Origin of the sequence: Planobispora rosea (assembly GCF_014648175.1) — a bacterium.
Classification (GTDB): domain Bacteria; phylum Actinomycetota; class Actinomycetes; order Streptosporangiales; family Streptosporangiaceae; genus Planobispora; species Planobispora rosea.
In genome coordinates this window covers 175,510-196,367 of sequence record NZ_BMQP01000002.1, presented here as the reverse complement: position 1 = coordinate 196,367, position 20,858 = coordinate 175,510, and the positions used below count along the sequence as shown (strand labels likewise).

13 protein-coding genes are annotated in these 20,858 nt (G+C 71.5%); 8 read left to right on the top strand and 5 right to left on the bottom strand.

All coding sequences use genetic code 11. The features are described 5' to 3' along the window. Positions 1 to 228: 228 nt before the first annotated feature. On the top strand, positions 229 to 756 hold the full coding sequence (locus tag IEZ08_RS02705) for a peptidoglycan recognition protein family protein (protein ID WP_229802871.1): 528 nt from the start codon (positions 229 to 231) through the stop codon (positions 754 to 756). Here the strand turns inward: IEZ08_RS02705 and IEZ08_RS02700 are convergent. Genes IEZ08_RS02700 through IEZ08_RS02685 form a run of 4 tightly spaced genes read right to left on the bottom strand, consistent with a single transcriptional unit; the run spans position 749 to position 6,368 of the window. Beyond that, complete coding sequence (locus tag IEZ08_RS02700) at positions 749 to 1,756, bottom strand: ABC transporter ATP-binding protein (protein WP_068922892.1); 1,008 nt, start codon at positions 1,754 to 1,756, stop codon at positions 749 to 751. The two genes, IEZ08_RS02705 and IEZ08_RS02700, sit on opposite strands and share 8 nt — an antisense overlap. Further along, the gene (locus tag IEZ08_RS02695; RefSeq protein WP_189241579.1) at positions 1,746 to 3,815 is read right to left on the bottom strand and encodes a dipeptide/oligopeptide/nickel ABC transporter permease/ATP-binding protein; all 2,070 of its coding nucleotides are present in this window, start codon (positions 3,813 to 3,815) and stop codon (positions 1,746 to 1,748) included. The genes IEZ08_RS02700 and IEZ08_RS02695 overlap by 11 nt, the downstream gene beginning before the upstream one ends. Next, a complete protein-coding gene (locus tag IEZ08_RS02690; RefSeq protein ID WP_203863285.1) occupies positions 3,808 to 4,743 on the bottom strand; it encodes an ABC transporter permease in 936 nt (311 codons plus the stop codon). Before IEZ08_RS02690 ends, IEZ08_RS02695 begins: the two co-directional genes overlap by 8 nt. Next, positions 4,740 to 6,368 (bottom strand): ABC transporter substrate-binding protein, encoded by a 1,629-nt coding sequence (locus tag IEZ08_RS02685; RefSeq protein WP_084779977.1) that lies wholly within the window; start codon positions 6,366 to 6,368, stop codon positions 4,740 to 4,742. Before IEZ08_RS02685 ends, IEZ08_RS02690 begins: the two co-directional genes overlap by 4 nt. 147 nt (positions 6,369 to 6,515) lie before the next feature. Between IEZ08_RS02685 and IEZ08_RS02680 the strand changes: the two genes are divergently transcribed. Both IEZ08_RS02680 and IEZ08_RS02675 read left to right on the top strand, forming a co-directional pair. Then, positions 6,516 to 7,139, top strand: a complete 624-nt coding sequence (locus tag IEZ08_RS02680; protein ID WP_068922896.1) for a TetR family transcriptional regulator — start codon at positions 6,516 to 6,518, stop codon at positions 7,137 to 7,139. Positions 7,140 to 7,703: 564 nt separating this feature from the next. Next, positions 7,704 to 10,925, top strand: coding sequence for an nSTAND1 domain-containing NTPase (locus tag IEZ08_RS02675; RefSeq protein ID WP_176728456.1), 3,222 nt, complete (start codon positions 7,704 to 7,706; stop codon positions 10,923 to 10,925). A gap of 105 nt (positions 10,926 to 11,030) precedes the next feature. On the opposite strand, the gene IEZ08_RS02670 is transcribed toward IEZ08_RS02675, so the two are convergent. Next, positions 11,031 to 11,564 (bottom strand): RICIN domain-containing protein, encoded by a 534-nt coding sequence (locus IEZ08_RS02670; RefSeq protein WP_068922898.1) that lies wholly within the window; start codon positions 11,562 to 11,564, stop codon positions 11,031 to 11,033. A 270-nt stretch (positions 11,565 to 11,834) separates the two neighbouring features. Between IEZ08_RS02670 and IEZ08_RS02665 the strand changes: the two genes are divergently transcribed. From IEZ08_RS02665 to IEZ08_RS02645, 5 genes are all read left to right on the top strand, one after another. After that, a complete protein-coding gene (locus IEZ08_RS02665; RefSeq protein ID WP_068922899.1) occupies positions 11,835 to 12,194 on the top strand; it encodes a hypothetical protein in 360 nt (119 codons plus the stop codon). Positions 12,195 to 12,680: 486 nt separating this feature from the next. Further along, entirely contained in the window at positions 12,681 to 15,638 is a 2,958-nt protein-coding gene (locus IEZ08_RS02660) for a peroxidase family protein (protein ID WP_203863284.1), read from the top strand. Between the two features lie 19 nt (positions 15,639 to 15,657). Continuing rightward, positions 15,658 to 17,031 carry a hypothetical protein gene (locus tag IEZ08_RS02655; protein WP_068922900.1) on the top strand — a complete coding sequence of 458 codons (1,374 nt, stop codon included), beginning with the start codon at positions 15,658 to 15,660 and terminating at the stop codon, positions 17,029 to 17,031. Between the two features lie 17 nt (positions 17,032 to 17,048). After that, on the top strand, positions 17,049 to 18,758 hold the full coding sequence (locus tag IEZ08_RS02650) for a thiamine pyrophosphate-binding protein (protein WP_189241578.1): 1,710 nt from the start codon (positions 17,049 to 17,051) through the stop codon (positions 18,756 to 18,758). Positions 18,759 to 18,954: 196 nt separating this feature from the next. Next, complete coding sequence (locus tag IEZ08_RS02645) at positions 18,955 to 20,817, top strand: methylmalonyl-CoA mutase family protein (RefSeq protein ID WP_189241577.1); 1,863 nt, start codon at positions 18,955 to 18,957, stop codon at positions 20,815 to 20,817. Positions 20,818 to 20,858 lie beyond the last annotated feature (41 nt).

The window sequence follows — 20,858 nt, the reverse complement described above, 5'->3', positions numbered from 1 at the left end:
TCCCGTCGTGAATGGGGGGCCCGCTCCCCGCGTGGTTCCTACAGCTCACTCACCTCGACCAGAGGTGTGAAAATTCACTACACGGGCGGCCGCGTCGATCCGGGAATTGTTAATGATCATGCGAGATGCGTAAAACTAGTTAAATCCATCCAAAGCCACCATATGGACGGGAATGGCTGGGTGGACATCGGCTATTCCATGATCGCATGTCCGCATAGAAAGGTATTCGTGGGCCGTGGGCCCAAGCGTCTCCCGGCCGCCAACGGCGCCGGGCTCAACAGCGCGCACTACGCCGTGCTCGGCCTCGTCGGCTCATCCGGCCTGGTCCAGCCGAACGACGCGATGCTGCACGCCATCCTCGACGCCGTCGAATACCTCCGCGACCGGGGCGGCGCGGGCCGTGAGATCAAGGGCCACCGCGACGGTTACTCGACCTCCTGCCCGGGCGACCCGCTCTACGCGTGGATCCGGCGCGGCGCCCCCCGCCCCGGAGGGGACGGGGACCCCGAACCACCCGAGCCGCACCCCTCCTTCCCCGGCCGCACGCTCAAATACCCGCCGGTCATGGTCGGCGAGGACGTCCGGACCTGGCAGCGCCAGATGCGCGAGCGCGGCTGGGACATCGACGTCGACGGCCTCTACGGCCCGTCCTCCCGGGACGTCTGCCGCGCGTTCCAGGAGGAGAAGGACCTGGCCGTCACCGGCGCGGTCGACCGCGCCACCTGGAACGCCGCGTGGGAGGAGCCGATCACCTGACCTCCGGGGTCTCCCGGACCTCCCCGGTCTCCTGCGGATGGTGGCACGCCACCCAGTGATCGGCTCCGATCCGGCGCATCACCGGCTCCTCGGCCGCGCACAGCGGCGTGGCCACCGGGCAGCGGGTACGGAAGCGGCACCCGCTGGGCGGCGTCACCGGAGACGGCGGCTCCCCGCTGATCAGCCGGTCGGCGGGGGGCAGGCCGAGCCCGCCGCGCGGGATCGAGGCCAGCAGCGCCCGGGTGTAGGGGTGCGCCGGGCGCCCGACCAGGGTGTCGCCGGAGGCGAGCTCGCACACCTTGCCGAGGTACATCACCAGGATGCGGTCGCTGACGTTCTTGACCACCGCCAGGTCGTGGGCGATGAACACCAGCGTCAGCCGGTAGCGCTCCTTGAGCTCCTCCAGCAGGGCGAGGATCTGGGCCTGCACCGAGACGTCCAGCGCGGAGACCGGCTCGTCGCAGATGACGACCTCGGGGTCGAGCACCAGGGCCCGGGCGATGGAGACGCGCTGGCACTGCCCGCCGGAGAACTCGTGCGGGCGCCGGGTGGCGGCGGTGGCGGGGTCGAGCCCGACCGCCGTGAGCATCTCGTCCACCCGGTCCGCGCCCGCGCCCCAGACACGCGGCCCCTCGGCGACGATGTCGCGTACCCGGCGCCGCGGGTTGAGCGACGAGATCGGGTCCTGGAAGACCATCTGGAGCCGCCTGCGGGTCCTGCGCAGCGCCTCCCCGCGCAGGGCGGTCAGCTCCACGCCGTCCAGCCGGACCGAGCCGCGCAGCGGCGGGGGCAGCTGCATCAGCGCCCGCGCCGTCGTGGACTTGCCGCAGCCGGACTCGCCGACGATGCCGAGGGTCTCCCCGCGGGCCACGTCGAAGCTCACCCCGGACACCGCGTGCACGCTGCGTCCCCGCCCCGCGGGGAACTCCACGACCAGGTCCTCCACCCGGAGCACCACCTCCTCGGGGGGACGGAGGTGGGCGTTCCCGCTACCGGCCACGGCTGTCGGCTCCTTCGATCACGTCGGTCGTCTCGTGTTCCGCGAGCTCACGGGACTCGCGGGACTCGCGGGACTCGGGGGACTTCGGGGACCTCGCAAGTCCCGCGAGTTCCGTGAGCTCCGCGGCCTCCTCCGCCTCCTCGGCGGCCTTGAGCGCCTCGGCCGCCCCGGAGGCCCCGGTCATCTCGGGCGACGTCTCGACGACCCCGGCCCCGGTCCCCACCGGATACCAGCAGGCGTAGAGGTGGTCGGGGGTCTCCGCCTGGAACAGGGGCGGTTCCTCGGCCGCGCACCGCTCCCTGGCGTAGGGGCAGCGGGGGTGGAAGGCGCAGCCCGACGGCGGGTGCGCCAGGTCGGGCGGGCGGCCGGGCAGCAGGCGGAGCGGGTGGTGGGCGGGGTCGGTCAGTTTGGGCACCGCCCGCAGCAGCGCCTCCGTGTACGGCATGCGGGTCCGCTCGAACAGTGTGGCCGCCGGGCCCCGCTCGACGACCTTGCCGGCGTACATCACGATGACCTCGTCGGCCCACTCCGCCACCACCGACAGGTCGTGGCTGACCAGGACCACGGCCATGTGCCGCTCCTCGCGCTGCCGCTGGATCAGCCGGAGCACCTGGTCCTGGACGGTGACGTCGAGCGCGGTGGTCGGCTCGTCGGCGAACAGGATGTCCGGGCCGCACGACAGGGCCATCGCGATCGTCACGCGCTGCCGCATGCCGCCGGAGAGCTGGTGGGGGTAGCGGCGCAGGGTCCGCGCGGGCTCGGGGATGCCGACCGAGGCCAGCAGCTCCGCGGCGCGGGCGCGGGCGGCCCTGCGCTTCATGCCCAGGTGGACCATGAGCGGCTCCATGACCTGGGCGCCGATCGTCCGGACCGGGTTGAGGGCCGTCATCGGGTCCTGGAAGACCGCGGCGAGCCGGGTTCCGAGGATGTGCCGCATCTGCCCGTCGTCGAGCTCGGTCAGGTCCTGCCCGTCCAGGTACACGTGCCCGCCGCGCAGCGTCCCGGCCTGCGGGGTCAGGCCGAGGACGGAACGGATCAGCATGGACTTGCCCGATCCGGACTCGCCCACGATCGCCAGGGTCCGGCCGCGTTCCAGGGTGAAGGAGACGCCGTCCACGGCCCGGACGACGCCGCGGGCGGTGGTGAAGTGGGTGCGCAGGTCGGCGACCTGGAGGAGGACGCCCTCCTCGACGTCGTGCGGCCGGGCGGGCAGCCGGTCGGCCGTGCGGCGCCGTACCGGCTCCAGGTTGCTCTGCCGCACGTCGGTCATGGCCCGCAGCCGGTCTCCGATCAGGTTGAAGGCCAGCACGGTCAGGAACATGACGAAGGAGGGGATGAGCACGACGTGCGGCGCGTTCTCCATCAGGGGACGGCCTTCGTTGATCAGGCCGCCCCAGGTGGGGGTGGGCGCCTGGACCGACAGGCCGAGGAAGGCGAGACTCCCCTCGGCCACGATGGCCACCGCCATGCCGATGAAGGCGTAGGACAGGACGGGCAGCGACACGTTGGGCACGACCTCGCGCCACAGGACGGTCCGGTCCCGGGCGCCGAGCACCCGCGCGGCGGCGACGAACTCCCGCTCGGAGAAGACCATGGTCGCGCCGCGCACCAGCCGGACCCAGGCCGGGACGCCGAGCACGCCCAGCACGATGAGCACGTTGAGCAGGTTCGCGCCCGCGAACGCCACCACGGCCAGCGCGAACACCAGCGCGGGGAAGGCGAGCGCGATGTCGTTGACCCCCATGATGATCGCGTCCGTGGCCCGCCGCCGGTACCCGGCCAGCACGCCCAGGGGCGCGCCGACCAGGACGCCGAGCAGGACCGCCCCGACGCCGACGAGGAGGGAGACCCGGGCGCCGTACACGACCCGGCTCAGCACGTCCCGGCCGAGGCCGTCGGTGCCGAACGGGTGGTCCGGGCCGGGGCCGGCCTGGGGCGGCCCGGTCAGCGTCTCGTCGTAGCGGGGCAGCGGGAGCAGGTCGGCCGTGGCCGCCGCCGCCAGAACCAGCGTGATCCAGCCCAGTGCGAGCCAGAAACTCCAGCCCAGCCGCCTACACACGCCGGATCCTGGGATCGACGGCGACGTAGACGAGATCCACCGCGAAGTTGACGAGCACGTAGCCGACCGAGATCAGCACCACGCCTCCCTGCACTGTCAGATAGTCACGGGCGAAGATGGACTCCACGATGAGCCGGCCCACGCCGGGCAGCCCGAAGAGCGTCTCGATGATCACCGCGCCGCCGATCAGCGCCCCGAGGTTCAGGCCGATGGCGGTGATCAGCGAGATGGCGGAGGGCCGCAGCGCGTGCCGCCACAGGATGCGGCGGGGGGACAGGCCTCGGGCCCGGGCGAGCGTGATGTAGTCCTCCTGCAGGGTGGCGATCAGGTCCGTGCGCAGCAGCCGGGCGTAGACGGCCGTCTGCGCGCAGCCGAGGGTGATCGCGGGCAGCAGGACCGACGTCAGGTTCCAGCCCAGGTCCAGTGAGATCGGGGTCCATCCGGTGGCGGGGAGCACCTGCAGCTTCACGGCGAACACCAGGATCAGCAGCACGCCGAGCACGAACACCGGGGTGGACAGCAGCCCGAAGCTGAGCGCGGTCAGCGCCTGGTCCAGGGGCCGGCCCGCCCGGCGGGCCGCCGCGACGCCGATCGGCACGGCGAGGCCGAGCGCGACCACCTGCGCCGCGATCAGCAGTTCCAGGGTGACCGGGAGCCGCTCGGCCAGCGCCTCGGTGACGGGCACGCTCGTGGTGTAGGAGGAGCCCAGGTCGCCGGTGGCCAGGCCGCCGAGCCAGGACAGGTAGCGGCTGAACAGGGGGTCGTCCAGGTGGAGCTCCCGGCGGAGCTGCTCGCGGGCCTCCTCGCTCGCCGACAGGCCCAGGATCTGCGTGGTCGGGTCGCCCGGCAGCAGGTTGAGCAGGAGGAAGGACAGGAAGGTGACCACGAGCAGCACGAGCAGGAGGCGGACCAGCCGCAGGGCTATCACGGCTGGTCGAGCCAGAGCTGGGAGAACGGGTGGTACGGGATCGGCGACCCGGTCAGCGGCATCCCCTTGGAGCCGTCCGGCAGGACGTGCTGCCCGATGCCCTTGACCTTCGTCTTGGCGATCACGGCTCCGGTGTCGAGGTGGTCGATGAAGACGTAGGGGACGAGCTCGCGCAGCCGCTGCTGCACGGTGGCGTAGGCCTTCTTGCGGACGTCCTCCTGGGGGTTGCTCCGGCCGGTGTCGAGGGCGTTGCTGAGCTCGGCGTCCTTGAGCCGGGTGAAGTTGAGGGAGACGGCGCCGACCGGCTGGGCGTAGTTCTGGTGCATCCAGATGTACTCGCCGTCGGGGTCGGGGGAGGAGAACTGCACCCATACGGTGGCCTGGTAGTCGCCCGTAACCGCCCGGTTGATCAGGTCGGCCTGGTCCACCTGCTTGATCGTCATCTCCACGCCGATCTTGCGCCACATGTCCTGGGCGAGTTCGATGCCCTGCATGGTGTTGGGGTCGGGCGGCGAGATGATCTCGAACGTGACCGGCCCCTTCTCGGCCTCGACCTGCTTGATCAGCTCGGTGGCCCTGGCCGGGTCGTAGGCCGGGTAGTTCCCTCCGGGGGCGTACCACTTGGAGTCCTTCGACCAGGGGCTGTCGGCCTCCTTGGTCAGCCCGCCGCGGAGCGTGGAGATGACCGTCCTGCGGTCGGTGCCGTGGGCGAGCGCCCGGCGGACCCGCAGGTCGTCCAGGGGCGCCACGGCGGTGTTGAGCATGAACATGTACTCCGGCACCGCCATCCCGGTGGCCCGGCCGACGGTGTAGGCGTCCTTGAGCCCGCCGAACTTGACGATGTCCTCGTCCCGCGTGGTGCCCATCGCGTCGACGCCGCCGGCCTCCAGGGTCTGCGCCCGGGTCTGGCTGTCGGGCAGGATCCGGAACTCGATCTCGTCGAGGTACGGCAGGCCCTTGCGCCAGTAGTTCGGGTTCCTCGTCGCCACGAACCGGCTGCCGGGCACGTACTCCTTGAACACGAACGCCCCGGTCCCGACCGGCGTGCGGCTGGCGGCCTTCGGGTCGGCGAGCGAGGACTTGGGGACGATCATGCCGATCTGCGCGGCGAGGTAGTAGGGGAACGCCACCCAGGGGTTGTTCAGTGCGACCTTCACCGTCATCGGATCCGTGACCTCGATGGATTTCACAGGCGCGAACACCGCCGTGTTGAGCGGCGAGGCCTTCTGCGCGTCGAGGTTGGCCTTGACGACCTCCGCGTTCAGCGGCTCCCCGTTGGAGAAGGTGATCCCGGAGCGCACCTTGATGGTCCACTCGTTGGCGTCCGTGTTGGGGGTCAGGGACTCGGCCAGCATGGGTTTCCAGTTGCCCTGGGCGTCGATCGAGACGAGGGCCTCGATGATCGTCCCGGTCATGCTGTAGCTCTGGGACGCGAACTGGTCGGTGACGGGATTGAACCCGTTGGCGTCGGCACTGAGCGCGTAGACGAGCCGTCCCCCCTGGACGGGTGATCCCGCGGGGGACGCCCCCGCGCCCGGCGGTCCCTCCGCGGTCGGACGGGGGCCGCTGCACGCGACCAGGGCCAGGGACAAGACAGAAGCAATCAAGATCATGGAGCGCCGCATGTGCGCCTCCTCCCGGTAAGCCCCCCGAGAGTAGTTTCACCGATAGTACTATCGGTGAAAAATCTCACAAGGCCCCTGACGGCCTTGTTTGCACCGCTTTCCGGGAGCCGGACGCCGCGTAGGGTTGCAGGGACCGAGGAGGAAACGATGGCCGGGACGCCGCTGAGCCGCAGCGAGGCCAAGGAGCTGACCAGGCGGCGCCTCATCCGGGCCGGGTTCGCCATCCTCGACGCGGAGGGCGAGGCCGGGCTGACCACGGGCAAGGTCGCCAAGGCGGCCGGGATCGCCCAGTCGAGCTTCTACGTGCACTTCAAGGACCGGCACGAGCTGCTGCGGGCGCTCGGCGACCAGGCGGGCGAGCGGCTGCGGGCCACGATGCGGGAGGTCCGGCTGAAGGCCCACACGGCCGGCGACGCCGAGCGGCACCGCGACGCCTTCCGCATCCCGCTGGAGGCCATCTGCCGACACCCGGAGCTGTTCCGCATCGGCCTGCGCGCCCGGCACGACCCCTCCTCCCCGCTGCAGGACTTCGCCGTCCAGACCGTGGCCGCCTACCGGGCGCACCTGGCCGCCGACCTGGCGGCCATGGGCTTCCCGACCGGGACCGAGGGCGACCGCCGCCGCCTGGAGATGGTCGCCGACGGGATCAACGCGCTGACCACCACGATGGCCCTCGGCCACCTGGAGGGGCGCTACCCCGACCTGGAGGAGGTGGTGGACGTCCTCGTCGCTTTCTCGAAGGGGTCCCTGAGGCTGCTCATCCCGGGCTGACCAGACCACGCCGTCCAGGCCGGCCGCGACGAAGTTGGCGACGGCGCGCTTGAGCAGCGACCAGACCCCTTCGGCGGGGTTCGGCTCCGGCGCGTGCGCCGGGGCGAAAGCAGACCACCCCGGCCACGTTCACCCGCCCGGCGCTGCGGCCGCGCACAGCCACGATCGGCCGCGTCCCGGGCGGGGCCCAGATGCGTGCTCTCGGCGGCCTTGAGCCCTTGGCCCGTCTCATCGGCGAAGCAGATCCAGGCGCCCAGGTCCGCCGCGGTGGTTTTGCCTGCGGCCACACCTCGCCCCTTCCATGCGCCGATGGCCTCCTCGTCGCGCTCGACGGCTCGGTGCGGCGGCACCTGTTCGCGCCGTTCCTGTTCGGCGGGGATGTACCCGCCCCGTTGCGCGTATCGCATGTCCTTTCGAGGGACTCGACAATAGCAGTACGGACGAGTTCGGATCATATGAAAAGAACGGAACACAGTAGTACATAATTGGCACCGTGGTCGCAATCTAAGCCTTCTTCGCGATCGGGACTCCTGGAGGTGGAGCATTCCTCGCCCCGAACGTCCGGTGAATCCAGATAAGGACCCGGTTCAACACTTCGCCTGGCAGTTGCGCCAGCTACGCCAGCAAGCAGGAAACCCGGGATATCGAGAACTGGCGCAACGGGCGCACTATTCGCCCACCACTCTCGCTCAGGCCGCCCGGGGTGAGAAACTGCCGACCCTGGCAGTGACGCTGGCTTACGTCAAGGCGTGCGGCGGCGACCTCGCGCACTGGGAGGCGCACTGGAGGCGCACCGCCGAGGAGACGAACACCGCCTCCCCCAGAGAGACGGGCGCCTCAGCCGACACCGCTCCATACCTGGGGCTGGCTCCGTTCCAGCCGCAGGATGCCGGACGCTTCCACGGCCGTGGCAGGCTGGTCGCCGAGTTCATCGCGCGCCTGTCCCGGCAGCGCTTCCTTGCGGTGTTCGGCGCGTCGGGGAGTGGGAAGTCCTCCCTGCTACGAGCGGGCCTGATCCCGGCGGTCGCCGACCATGGCGTCGGCGGCCGGGCATGGCGAACGATACTGATGACGCCAGGGACCGATCCGCTGGACGAGTGCGCTGTCCGGCTCGCCGCCGTCAGCGACGCCACCGCCGAGGAGATCCACACCGTCCTCACGGCGAACGCACGCGAGCTGCCCCGCCTCCTCGGCCGATCAGAGCCCGACCAGCCGACCCTCCTGGTCGTCGACCAGTTCGAGGAGGTCTTCACCCTCTGCGGCCCGCTGCGGCGAACCCGGTTCATCACCACGCTACTGGCCGCCGCACAGGCCGCCGGCAGTCCGCTGCACGTGGTACTCGGAGTGCGCGCCGACTTCTACCCCCACTGCGCCGACCACCCCGAACTCGCCGAGGCCCTCACCGACTCGCAGATCCTCATCGGTCCCATGACGACGGAGGAACTGCGCCAGGCCATCACCCAGCCCGCCCGCGACGCGGGCTGTACCGTCGAGAGCGCGCTGCTCGCCGCGATCATCTCCGACACCGCCGGACAGCCCGCGGTCCTGCCGCTGGTCTCCCACGCTCTTCTGGAGACCTGGCGGCGCCGTCGCGGCAACACCCTCACCCTCGCCGGATACCAGGCGGCGGGAGGCATCCACGGCGCTCTGGCCAAGACCGCCGAAGGGCTCTACGTTTCGCTCACCCCGGCGCAGCAGGCATGCGCCAAGGATCTGTTCGTCCGGCTGACCGCGCTGGGGGAGGGCACCGGTGACACCGGCCGCCGCATCCGCCGGGACGAACTGAACCCCGGAGACGACACCCGGGCCGTCCTCGACGCGTTCGCCGACCACCGGCTGATCACGCTCGGCGTCGACACCGTGCAGGTCGCTCATGAGGCGCTGATCCGCGCCTGGCCTCGCCTGCACCAGTGGCTGTCGGCCGACCGTGAAGGGCTGCGTATCCACCGGCACCTCACTCAGGCGGCCCAGGCCTGGGTGGCCCTGAACCACGATCCGGGAGGGCTGTACCGGGGGACGCGCCTGGCTCTGGCCCGGGAGTGGGCCTCACGAGACGACCGTCACACCACCCTGAACGCCTCGGAGCGCACCTTCCTGGACGCCTCCGTCCAAGCCGAGGACGCCGAGCGCCTCCGCACCGCGCGCCGCACCCGCCAGCTGCGCTATCTGGCCATCGGCCTCGCGCTGCTGCTTCTGATCACCGTTGGCACGGGCGTCGTCGCCGTACGGCAATGGCGGGAAGCCGTCACCGCCCACCAGATGGCACTGTCGCGCCAGTTCGCCATGCAAGCGCTGGACCTGGCCGATTCCGATCCCGGCGCCGCCATGCTGCTGGCCGCTCAGGCGTACAGGACCGCACCGACGACTGAAGCGCGCAGCGCCCTGTTGAGCATGTCGTCGCTGCGCGCCTACCGCGGCTCGCTCACCGGGCATATCGGCGCCGTCTCCCAGATCCTCTTCACTTCCGACGGCCGCCTCCTCATCAGCACCGGACGCGACCGGGCGGTGCATCTGTGGGACGTGCGCAGCGGAGCCCACCAGGCCACGCTGTCCGGCCACGACACATGGCTGAAGGCCGCCGCGCTCAGCCCCGGCGGGGACACACTGGCCACCGGCGGCGAGGACGGCGCTCTGGCCCTGTGGGACATGACCGCACGCACGCGGACGGCACTGCTGCCCGGCCACACCCGCCAGATCAGGGAGATCGCCTTCAGCGCCGACGGACGCACCGTGGCCACCGCCAGCGACGACACGACGGTCATCGTGTGGGACGTCGAGCGACGCATCCGCCTGACCACCCTGACCGGGCACAGCAAGGCGGTTCGCGGGCTGGCGTTCAGTCCCGACGGACGCACCCTGGTCACCACCGGTGACGACAAGATGATCATCCTGTGGGATCTGGCCCGGCATGCCCGGCTGGCCACCCTGACCGGACACGACGAGACCGCCAGCGCCGTCACTTTCAGTCCCGACGGACGCACCCTGGCCACCGCGGGCGGGAACACGACGGTGTTCCTGTGGGACGTGGCCCGTCGCACCCGCCTGGCGACGTTCACGCACGGCCAGCCCGGACAGGTCATCACGCTCAGGTTCAGCCCGGACGGCGACACCCTGGCCACCTCAGGACACGATCCGACGATCCTGCTGTGGGACGTCGAACGCCGCAGCCTGCGCGGCCGGTTTACCGGGCACAAGGCCAACGTCTACACGCTCGACTTCGACCCGGAGGGTCGCACGCTGGCCGCAGCCGGGGAGGATGGGACGATCACCCTGTGGGACGTCACGCAGGCCCCGCTGGCCGGCCACACCGCTGAGGCCACCGACGCGGTCTTCAGTCCCGACGGACGCATCCTCGCTACCGCCAGCTCACGCCGCCTCATGCGCTGGAACGTCGCCGATCACACCCTGCGCTCGGTTGACAGCGTCGACTCCCCGCAGATCAACGCCCTCGCGTTCAGCCCCGACGGCCGCATCCTCGCCGCCGCAGGCGGCGCGGTACAGCCCCCATCGAAGGCGCGCGACAGTACCGTCACACTCTGGTTTCCCGGCGAAGCCGAGCCGATCGAGCTGGCCGGGCACACCGGTCCCGTCCTCGACGCTGCCTTCAGCCCCGACGGACGCACCCTGGCCACCGCCGGCGCCGACAAGACGGTCATTCTCTGGGACACCGATCCCCATCGAGTGATCGACCGCATCTGCAGGACGGTGACACGCCACTTCATCCGAAAGGAGCGGGAGCGGCACATGCCGGCACCCCCGTACCGGGAGGCCTGCACGCCTGCCTGACGGACCTCCCCGGGGCCGGATGGTCCCCGGGCGGCCGAGGTCGTCATACATCCGCCCGGGGACCGTCATGCAGCCGGGGCCCGCCGTGTCCTCGTGGAGGAGAGCTCAGGCACGCTGAATGTAGAACAGCTGATCATTGCTGCCGCCGCACGGGTACTGCCGGATCGGCGCCAGATCGTCGTATCGCGGATATGAGACCGTGAGGCACCACCCGTTGTAGGAGGGCCGGATGGTGTACCTGCCGCCGCCGGCTCCCACGATGTGGAACCGCTGCTGCCATCCCGAGTGACACGTCCAGGTCTGGAGAAGTTCGCCGCCGTTGCTGGTGCCGTCTCTGACATCCACGCATCGCTGTCCGTCGGTGTACCGGGGCGTCAGCCGCCACGTCTGCCGGCCGTTGATGACCTCCGCCTTCCTGAATACGAAGTGCTGGTTCCACTCCGCGTGGCAGGTGAACTGCTGTACTTGTCCGCCGAGATTCCAGGTGGCATCGCGGATGTCCATGCATTTTCCGGAATCGACGTTCTTGATTCGGTAGGACTGTCCGTTTACCGGATCCGCGTGGGCGGGGCCGGCGACGGCGAGCACGGTGAACGTGGACACCGCCAGGATGGCGGCCTGCGTGAGTGATTTCTTCATTCGCACTTCCCTCGTCGTTGCTTCTCACGGGCAGCCGGCCGGAGTCAGGCCGAGGCTTTCTGCCGATGTGAAATCTTTGTAGTCACATTCGGGTTGTGCGGCTTCGAGCGGGCCGGTGTACAAACAACGTCGCACAACGCACTGGAGAAGGAACTGCATGGACTTGAGCCCGTCCCTGCCCCGCGGCGCGGCACGTCGGCAGGTCGCGCAGCGCGGTCTTCCGAGCTGGTGGGCGACGACCAGGTGGCGGCCGCCTTCTAGACTGCGGAAGTGATCGAGCTGGGTTCGCGGGAGCGTAGGCAGCCGCCTCCTCCTCGCATCGTGTGGGAGAGCCTGACCGACCCTCGGCGACCAGGCGGACGGCAGTGGCTGCACCTGCACCCCGATGAGGTCGAGCCGCGCATCCTCCGGGCGGTGGAACCGGAACTCGTGGTCTGGTCGTCGTTGTGGCCGGAAAGGCCCGACGACGAGATCCGGTTCGACATCCGGCCGACCGAGGACGGCGGCTGCTCACTGCGCTGGACGCTGCTGACACCTGCGGAAGCCCCGGAACAGGCCGTGATCGGCCGCCTGCGCCACCGGCTCAACTTCTTGATCAATGCCCGGCTCCGGTTCTCCTTCGGACAGTGAAGGGCTCTCCGCGGACGCGTACGGTAACAATCCGCACGGGGGGCCTCGGCTGTCCCGCGGACGGGTAAGCGCGCGAGCCTGCCGTCCCTCTCCCGGGCGAAGAATCAACACGTCCGCGTTCTTCCGCCGGTAGATCGTCCTCCATCGTTCATGCGGCCCGGAACCTCGGAAAAGAGAATCTTTCCGACGATTGCCCCGGTATTGACCGGTCACGTTCCCGCCGCGGGGATGATGGAGCGGTGGGCGGGAGCGGGCCGTCCGGCACCCGCGCCCACCGCGCCGCCCCGGCGGTTCGCACGCCGCCCTGTATGTCCTGTACGCCCTTACTTCCGGTACGCCGGCGGATTCCGCACCCTATTCGCGTCCGGTGCTCCGAACGGCATGTCGCCGGATTCCGGAAGATCACGGAATGACCGGCGGAAGACCCCGTGCCGCACCCGGACGCCCTCGCGGCCCGCGAGGGCCGCGCATCGGTGGGAGAGCCACATGCACGAGACCAAGAAATACGGCCGCCCCGCCGGCGAGACGCCGGCGGCGGCACCCGGAGCCCCCGGGGCCGAGCGGCACGAGCGCGCCGAGCAGGCCGAGCAGGCCGAGCCGTACGAGCGTTACGTCGGCGGCTCTCCCGAGGCCGAACGAGTGATCTTCGAGGGGCTCGCCCGCGATCTCATGCGGGTCCAGCTGAAGATCAAGAAACGGAGCGGAGCCGCCTCCGTCGACCGCGCCTTCCACGCGAAGGCGATCCTCGGCGTCGAGGACGCCCGGCTGAGATTCCACCAGGATCTCCCCGGTGACCTGCGCACCGGCTTCGCCCAGCCCGGCGCCGAATACCCCGTCGTCGTACGGCTGTCCAACGCCAGCGGTCTGCACGGACCGGACTCCGCGCCGGACCTGCGGGGCGCGGCCCTGCGCGTCCAGGCCGGCCCGCAGGAGGCCCACGACCTCCTGATGACGAACTTCCCGGTCTCCCACGCGCGGGACGCGCGCGAGTTCGTCGCGTTCGCCCGCGCCATGGCGGGCGCGGACACCACCCTGCGCAAGGGGATCGCCCTGTTCGTCAAGCTGCCCATGGCGGTGGGCTGGCCGGCGGCCACGCGCATGCGGCGGAACGTGACCGAGGCGACCGGGCGCACGGTGACCAGCCTCGCGCTCGAGACGTACTGGAGCCGTGGGGCGATCATGTGGGGGGACGCGGGACCGGTGCGCTACCGGCTCCGCCCCGCCGCGGGCGCGCCCGCGGCGCCCCCGCCCTCCCGCGGCGACCCCGACTACCTGGGGCACGAGCTCGCCGCGCGGCTGGCCGGCGCGGACGTCGTCTTCGAGCTGTGCGTCCAGCGTTACGCGGACGCCCGGCGCACGCCCATCGAGAACGGCGCGTCCGACTGGCGGGAGGAGGACGCGCCCGTCATCCCGGTGGCGACGCTGACGATCCCCCGGCGGGACCTCGGTGCCGCCGCCGCGCGCGCCACCGCGCTCCGCGTCGACCAGCTCGCGTTCGACCCGTGGAACACCACGGACGCCTTCCGGCCGCTCGGCAACCTCAACCGCGCCCGCAGGGCCGCCTACGAGGCGTCCAGCGCCCACCGCCGGGGACACCGGTTCATCACGCCGACGCCGCGGCGCAACGTCGTCGCCGGGAAGCTCATCGAGGCCGGGTTCCGCGCCCTCAACCGGGTCGTCCCCTGGCACCGGCTGCCGCCCCTGCTCGGCCTCCTCAACCTCGACGCCTTCCGCCAGGTCCTGCGGAGGCGCAACCTCATCGACACCGAGGCGCGCGAGGCCCCGCCCCGGGCCCGCGCGGTGCCCGAACCCGTCGAGGAGCACCTGCGGACCAGGCGCAGCTACGACGGCACCTGCAACGACCTGTCCGCGCCGATGATGGGGGCCGTGGGCGCGGCCTTCGGCCGCAACCTCCCGCCCGTCTACCGGCCCGACCTGTTCGACACGCCCAACCCGGTGACCGTCAGCAGGGAGCTGCTCCGCCGCGACGCCTTCATCCCCGCGCGGTCGCTGAACATCCTCGCCGCCGCGTGGATCCAGTTCCAGGTCCACGACTGGGTCGAGCACAAGCGCTACCCGGCCGGGACGAGGAACGTCGAGGTGCCGATGCCGCCCGGCATGACCTGGAGCAACACGCCGGGCGGAGCTCCCGAGACGGTGATGCGCTTCGCCGAGAACGAGGGCGTGCGCCTCGACGGCGGCGCGCCGATCCTGTTCGGCAACGCCGCCTCCCACTGGTGGGACGGGTCGGAGGTCTACGGCGGGGACGAGGCCGTGGCGAGATCCCTGCGCGAGCCGGACGGCGGCGCGGCGCTCCACCTGGAGCACGGGCACCTGCCGCCGGGCCCGGACGGCATCCCGCTCACCGGGTTCCGCGACAGCTGGTGGCTGGGCCTCAGCGCCATGCACACGCTGTTCGCCCGCGAGCACAACGCCGTGTGCGAGGCCCTGCGCAGGGAGTACCCCCGCATGGACGAGGAGAGCGTGTACCACACGGCCAGGCTCGTCGTCTCCGCCCTCATCGCCAAGATCCACACCGTGGAGTGGACCCCCGCGATCCTCGCGACCGATGTGATCGACATCTCGCTGCGGGCCAACTGGGAGGGACCGCCGGACAACTGGGCGGCCCGGCTGGGGCTGTGGCTGGTCGACGCGCACGCGCTCACCGGCATCCCCGAGACCCTGCCCGACCACCACGCGGCGCCGTACTCGCTCACCGAGGAGTTCGTCACCGTCTACCGGATGCACCCGCTGATCCCGGACGACTACGAGATGATCGACCACCTCTCCGGCGCGTCGCTCGGCACCCTGGACTTCAACGACGTGCAGGGCGCCGCCGCGGAGCCGGTCATGCGCAGGGTCGGCCTGGCGAACGCGCTCTACTCGTTCGGCGTCGCCCACCCGGGCGCGATCACCCTGCGCAACTACCCGCGCGCGCTCCAGGCGTTCGAGCGGGACGGGGAGGTGATCGACCTGTCCGTGGTCGACATCGCGCGCACCCGCCGCCGCGGCGTCCCGCGCTACAACGACTTCCGCGCCGGCCTGCACAGACCGCGCCTGCGGCGGTTCGAGGACCTCACCTCCGACCCGGAGACGGTGGCGCGGCTCAAGGACGTCTACCGTACGGTCGACGACATCGACACGATGGTCGGGCTCTACGCGGAGAACCCGCCCGCGGGCTTCGGCTTCAGCGACACGGCCTTCCGCGTCTTCATCCTCATGGCCAGCCGGAGGCTGCAGAGCGACCGCTTCCTCACGGTCGACTTCAGGCCGGAGATCTACACCCCCCTGGGGATGGACTGGATCGCGCGGGGCGGCATGAACAGCGTCATCCTGCGGCACTGCCCCGAACTGGCGGGCCTGCTGCCCAGGACGGCCAGCGCGTTCGCGCCCTGGCGCCCGGTCACGCCCGGCAGGCACGTTCCCGACACCCGGCACGGCTGACACAGAGCGAGGCGCCGACATGTCCGTGAAGCTGGAGACCCGCGTGGAAGGGCTGAAGGTCCTCCTGGCGCGGCCGCTGCTGGAGAGCATCTGGAAGCGCCGGACCCACCGGGTCAGCCGCGGCGCGTCCGTCCCGGCCGGTTCGATGAGCTACCGGTCCCCGAACCCGCCGATGCCGCTGGAGGAGCTGGAGGAGGCGGTGCTCATCGCCGTCACCGGCTGCTCCGGCCTGACCATGCCGGACCGGCCGCTGACGGACCCGCGCGACGGCTCGCCCATCATGGCCAAGCCGAACCTCACCATGGCCGGGCGTACGGCGGGCAGCCCCGACAACGCGCAGGGCACCCACTTCTTCATGATCAACGACAGCGGCACCTACTACCTGAGGAAACCGCCGCCCGCGCCGGATGCGCCCTTCGACGCCGCCACGCTGCTCGAACGGGCGCGCCGGGCCAAGGTGAAGGTCCTGGACCACCGGCTCGACGTCCCCGAGGGGATGCGCGACTTCCCGGCCTACCTGGACTCCAACCGCTTCCTGTCCAACCTCCCGGGCACCACGATCTTCCTGCCGGTGGTCGACCTGTCCCACCAGTACATCAACGCCCTGATGTACCTGCTCACCCAGCCGGACGGGGCCCGGCCGACGTTCGTCGACGACCGGAACTTCTACCGCCCGGCGGGCGTGCGCAAGTGGGTGCGGAACGGGTTCCTGAACGGGGACATCAAGGTGCCGCTCGGGGCCCTGGGCACGATGCGCGTCCAGGTCGAGGCCGACCTGCTGCTGCAGAACATGATGCTGGTCGCGGACGCCATGGGGCTCGGCGCGTGGATCCACGCCACGATCCATCCACAGATCATGCTGGGCGACCCGAAGTTCTCCGGCGTGTACGGCCGGATGCTCGGCTTCGACTTCGTCACTCCGCGCTTCCGCCCCGCCGACCTCCTGCGCTGGCACATCCCGCTGCCGAGGCACGCCGCGGTGCGCTCCCACCCGGTCGGGCTCCGGGCCGGGGGCGAGCATCTCATCAAGGCCGCGTGCCCGCCCAACTACCCGTCGATGGACGAGGCCGTCGAGGCGGTCGTGCGGGCGAAGTTCGGACCGGGCGGCGTCTACGCCGACCCCGGGACCTTCGCCCGCATCTACAAGGGCGACTACGGGCGGCGCTACCTGGCCGAGGCGGCCCAGGACGACCCGCGGGTGATCGCCTGCGCGCGGGACGTCTGCGCGTACGTCCACGCCACGCACGGGCGCTTCCCCGCCCACGCCGACGCCGTCCACGTGCCCGGCATATGGCTGCAGACCCACCATGTCGAGTCCGAGTACTACGAGCGGTTCTTCACGAACGGGACGACCGACGCGCACGCGCGCCACGACGGGCGCTGGCACGGGTGACGCGGGAGGCGGGAGCGGTGAAAGTCTACGAGGCCATCGTCAGAGGGCTGGAGGACGTCGGCGTGGAGGCCGCCTTCGGGGGCGCGGGCGAGAACGCCGCCGGCCTGATGCTGGCCCTGAAGCACTCGGCGCGGATCCGGCCGATCATCACCCGGAACGAGCAGGCCGCCTCCTTCATGGCCTGCGGGTACGCGATGTACACCGACCGGCTGGGCTTCTGCTTCGCCACGGCCGGGCCCGGGGCGTTCAACCTGTTCTCCGGGCTGGCCGTGGCGATGTCCGACTCCTACCCGGTCCTCGCCGTGTCGGGGTACGCCTCCCGGAAGTGGCAGGGGTGGGGCTCGCTCAACGAGACCTCGGGCGTGAACCGGACACCCGACTCGCAGGCCATGTTCGCGGCCACGACCAAGAAGTCCTTCCTGCTCACCGACGCCGCCGACACGTGCGACGTACTGGAGGAGGCGGTCAACACCGCCTTCGAGGGGCGGCCCGGTCCGGTGCACATCCACATCCCCGAGGACCTGACCGAGCGCGGTGTCGAGGTCACGGGCGTACGGCCCGTCCGGCTCCGGGTCGCGCCGGTCCGGCCCGACCCGGAACGCGTGGAGGAGATCGCGTCGGTGCTGGCCGGTGCCATCGCGGAGCGCAAGCGCATCGTGGTGCTCGCCGGGTTCGGCGCCGTCCGGAGCGGGGCCGGGACGGAGATCAGGCGGTTGGCCGAACGCTTCCAGATCCCGCTGCTGACCACGCTGGACGGCAAGGGCGTCGTGTCCGAGGGGCACCCGCTCTCGGTGGGCGTCTTCGCCGACAGCGGCCACGCGAGCGCCTGGAAGGCCTTCCGCGAGGCCGACGTCGTGCTGTGCATCGGCAACTCCCTCAACCAGCACGCCACCTTCAACTACCGCGAGGGCCTGTTCGACGGCAAGCTCCTCATCCATGTGAACATCTCCGAGACCGAGTTCCGCAAGGCGTACCGACCGGACTACGCGCTGCTGTCCGACGCGCGCCTGGCGGTGCAGGCCCTCATCCCCGCGCTGGAGAAGAGGGTCGGCGACGTTCCCCCGGCCGAGGTCCACGGCCGGGGCTACGAGGCCCGGCACATCGTCCACCCGACCGAGAAGATCCACCCGGGTGAGCTCGCCCAGGCGATCGGCCGGCTGCTGCCCGAGCGCGGGGTCGTCCTGGCCGACGCCGGCGCGCACCTGGCGTGGCTGGGCTACTACGTGGATCTGGAGGAGGGGCAGAACTTCCGCAAGGCCGGCTCGTTCGGGCCGATGGCCGGGCACGTCAACGGCGCCATCGGGCTGAAGGTGGCGCAGCCGGAGCGGACGGTCGTCGTCGGCTGCGGCGACGGCTGCTACCTGATGTCCGGCTTCGAGCTGATGACCGCCGTCGAGCACGACATCCCCGTCATCTGGGTCATCTTCGACGACCGGCAATTCAAGCTGATCAAGCTCTACCAGCTGGCGACGTACGCGGAGACCGCGCTCGTCGAGTTCCGGAACCCGGACTTCGCCGCGTACGCGCGGGCGTGCGGCGCGGACGGCTACCGGGTGGAGACGCTGGAGGCGTTCGAGGACGCCTTCCGCGCCGCTCTCGCCTCCGGCCGGCCCACGGTGATCGACGCCTGCATCACCCGGTGGGCCGTCCCGCACTACAGCCCCTCGCCCGAGGGTGTGATCGCCGGCCTGGTGGAGACCATCGAGGACCGCCTGCGCGACGAGTGACCGCGTCCCTTCCGTGCGCCGGGCACGTGCGGTCTCAGCCCACCGGCCACTACCGCGGTCACCCTGCGGACGGTCTTCGGCAACAGGCGGAGTCAGGACGGAAGGCTCCGCGGTCGGCGGAAGGCGTCTGCCTGGATGTCCGCCATGTGGGACCCCGGAGGAATGTTCTACAGGCGGTGCGCCTACTATCCGGTTCATGACCGTGCCGCCTGAGGAACCCCGACCGGCCGCGGCGACCCCGCCGGACCCGTCGTTCCCGCCGATCACCCGCGAGCGGTGGCGGGAGCTGGCGCTCGGGGTGCTGCGCAAGTCCGGGGTGGAGGCCGGCTCCCCCGAGGAGGCGCTGGCCACGACCACCTACGACGGCGTGACCATCGCGCCGCTCTACGACCCCTCCGACCTCCCGGGCGACCCGGGCCTGCCGGGCTCCGCCCCCTACACGCGCGGCTCCCGCCCGGTGTCCGGGAGCTGGGACGTACGGCAGCGCCACGAGACGGCCGACGCCGAGGCTGTCCTGGCCGACCTGGAGAACGGCGTCACCTCGCTCTGGCTCGCCCTGGCGCCGGAGGACCTGCCGCGCGCGCTCGACCGGGTCCACCTGGAGCTCGTCCCGGTCACGCTGGAGGCGGGGGAGAGGGCCCGCGAGGCCGCCGAGTCCCTGTTCGCCCTCGCGGCCCGGAAGACGGGATCGGCGGAGAAGGCGTCCGCGGCCCTCACCGGCTCCCTCGGCGCCGACCCCCTGGGCCTGTGCGCCCGCACCGGCACGCCGGCCGGGGCCGAGGGCGGTCGCCGGGACGGCGGCGGGTTCGCGGACGCGGTGGAGCTGGCCCGCAGGTGCGTGGCGGAGTTCCCCGGGCTCCGGGCGATGGTCGTGGACGCGACGCCGTACCACGACGCGGGCGGGAGCGACGCCGAGGAGCTGGGCTGCTCGATCGCCACCGGCGTCGTCTACCTGCGGGCGCTGACGGACGGCGGGCTCACCCTGGAGCAGGCGTTCGGGCAGCTGGAGTTCCGCTACGCCGCCACCGCCGACCAGTTCCTCACCGTCGCCAAGCTCCGCGCGGCGCGCAGGCTCTGGGCGCGGGTCGCCGAGGCGTGCGGGGCGGACGGCTCGGGCCGGCAGGTGCAGCACGCGGTGACCGGCTCGGCCATGATGACGGCCCGGGACCCGTGGGTGAACATGCTCCGCACCACCGTGGCCTGCTTCGCCGCCGGGGTCGGCGGCGCCGACGCGGTGACCGTCCAGCCGTTCGACACCCGGCTCGGCCTGCCCGACGCCTTCTCCCGGCGCATCGCGCGCAACACCCACACGCTGCTGGTGGAGGAGGCGGGCGTGGCCCGGGTGACCGACCCGGCGGGCGGCTCCTTCTACGTCGAGCGGCTCACCGAGGACCTCGCGGCCCGGGCGTGGGAGTGGTTGCAGGAGATCGAGCGCGCGGGCGGCATGGCCGCGGCCCTGGACTCGGGACTGGTCGCGGACCGTCTGGCGGCCACCCGGGAGCGGCGGGCGGCGAACATCGCCCGCCGCCGCGACCCCGTCACCGGCGTCAGCGAGTTCCCCCACCTGACCGAGCGGCTCCCGGTACGGACGCCGAGGCCGGGCACGGCGACGGAGCGGTCCGGAGGGCTGCCGCGGATCGCCTACGCCCAGGAGTTCGAGGCGCTGCGCGACCTGGCCGACGCCCGGGACGAGCGCCCGAGCGTCTTCCTCGCCACGATCGGCCCGGTGGCCGCGCACACGGCGCGGGCCTCGTTCGCGGCCAACCTGTTCCAGGCCGGGGGCGTCGCCACCGTCCTGTCCGGACCGGAGACCGACCCGGAGCGGATCGCCGCCGCCTTCGCCGCGAGCGGCACGCCGGTCGCCTGCCTGTGCTCCAGCGACCGGCTGTACGGCGAGCACGCCGAGGCCGTGGCCGCGGCGCTGCGCGCGGCCGGAGCGCGGAAGGTCTGGCTGGCCGGGAAGGGGTCCTACGAGGGAGTGGACGGCACGATCTTCGCCGGGTGCGACGCCCTGGCCGTGCTCCGCGAGACCTTCGACGACCTGGAGGTGGCCCGGTGAGAGCCCTGCGGCGGGCGGGAGACGGCGGGACGGGCACGAGG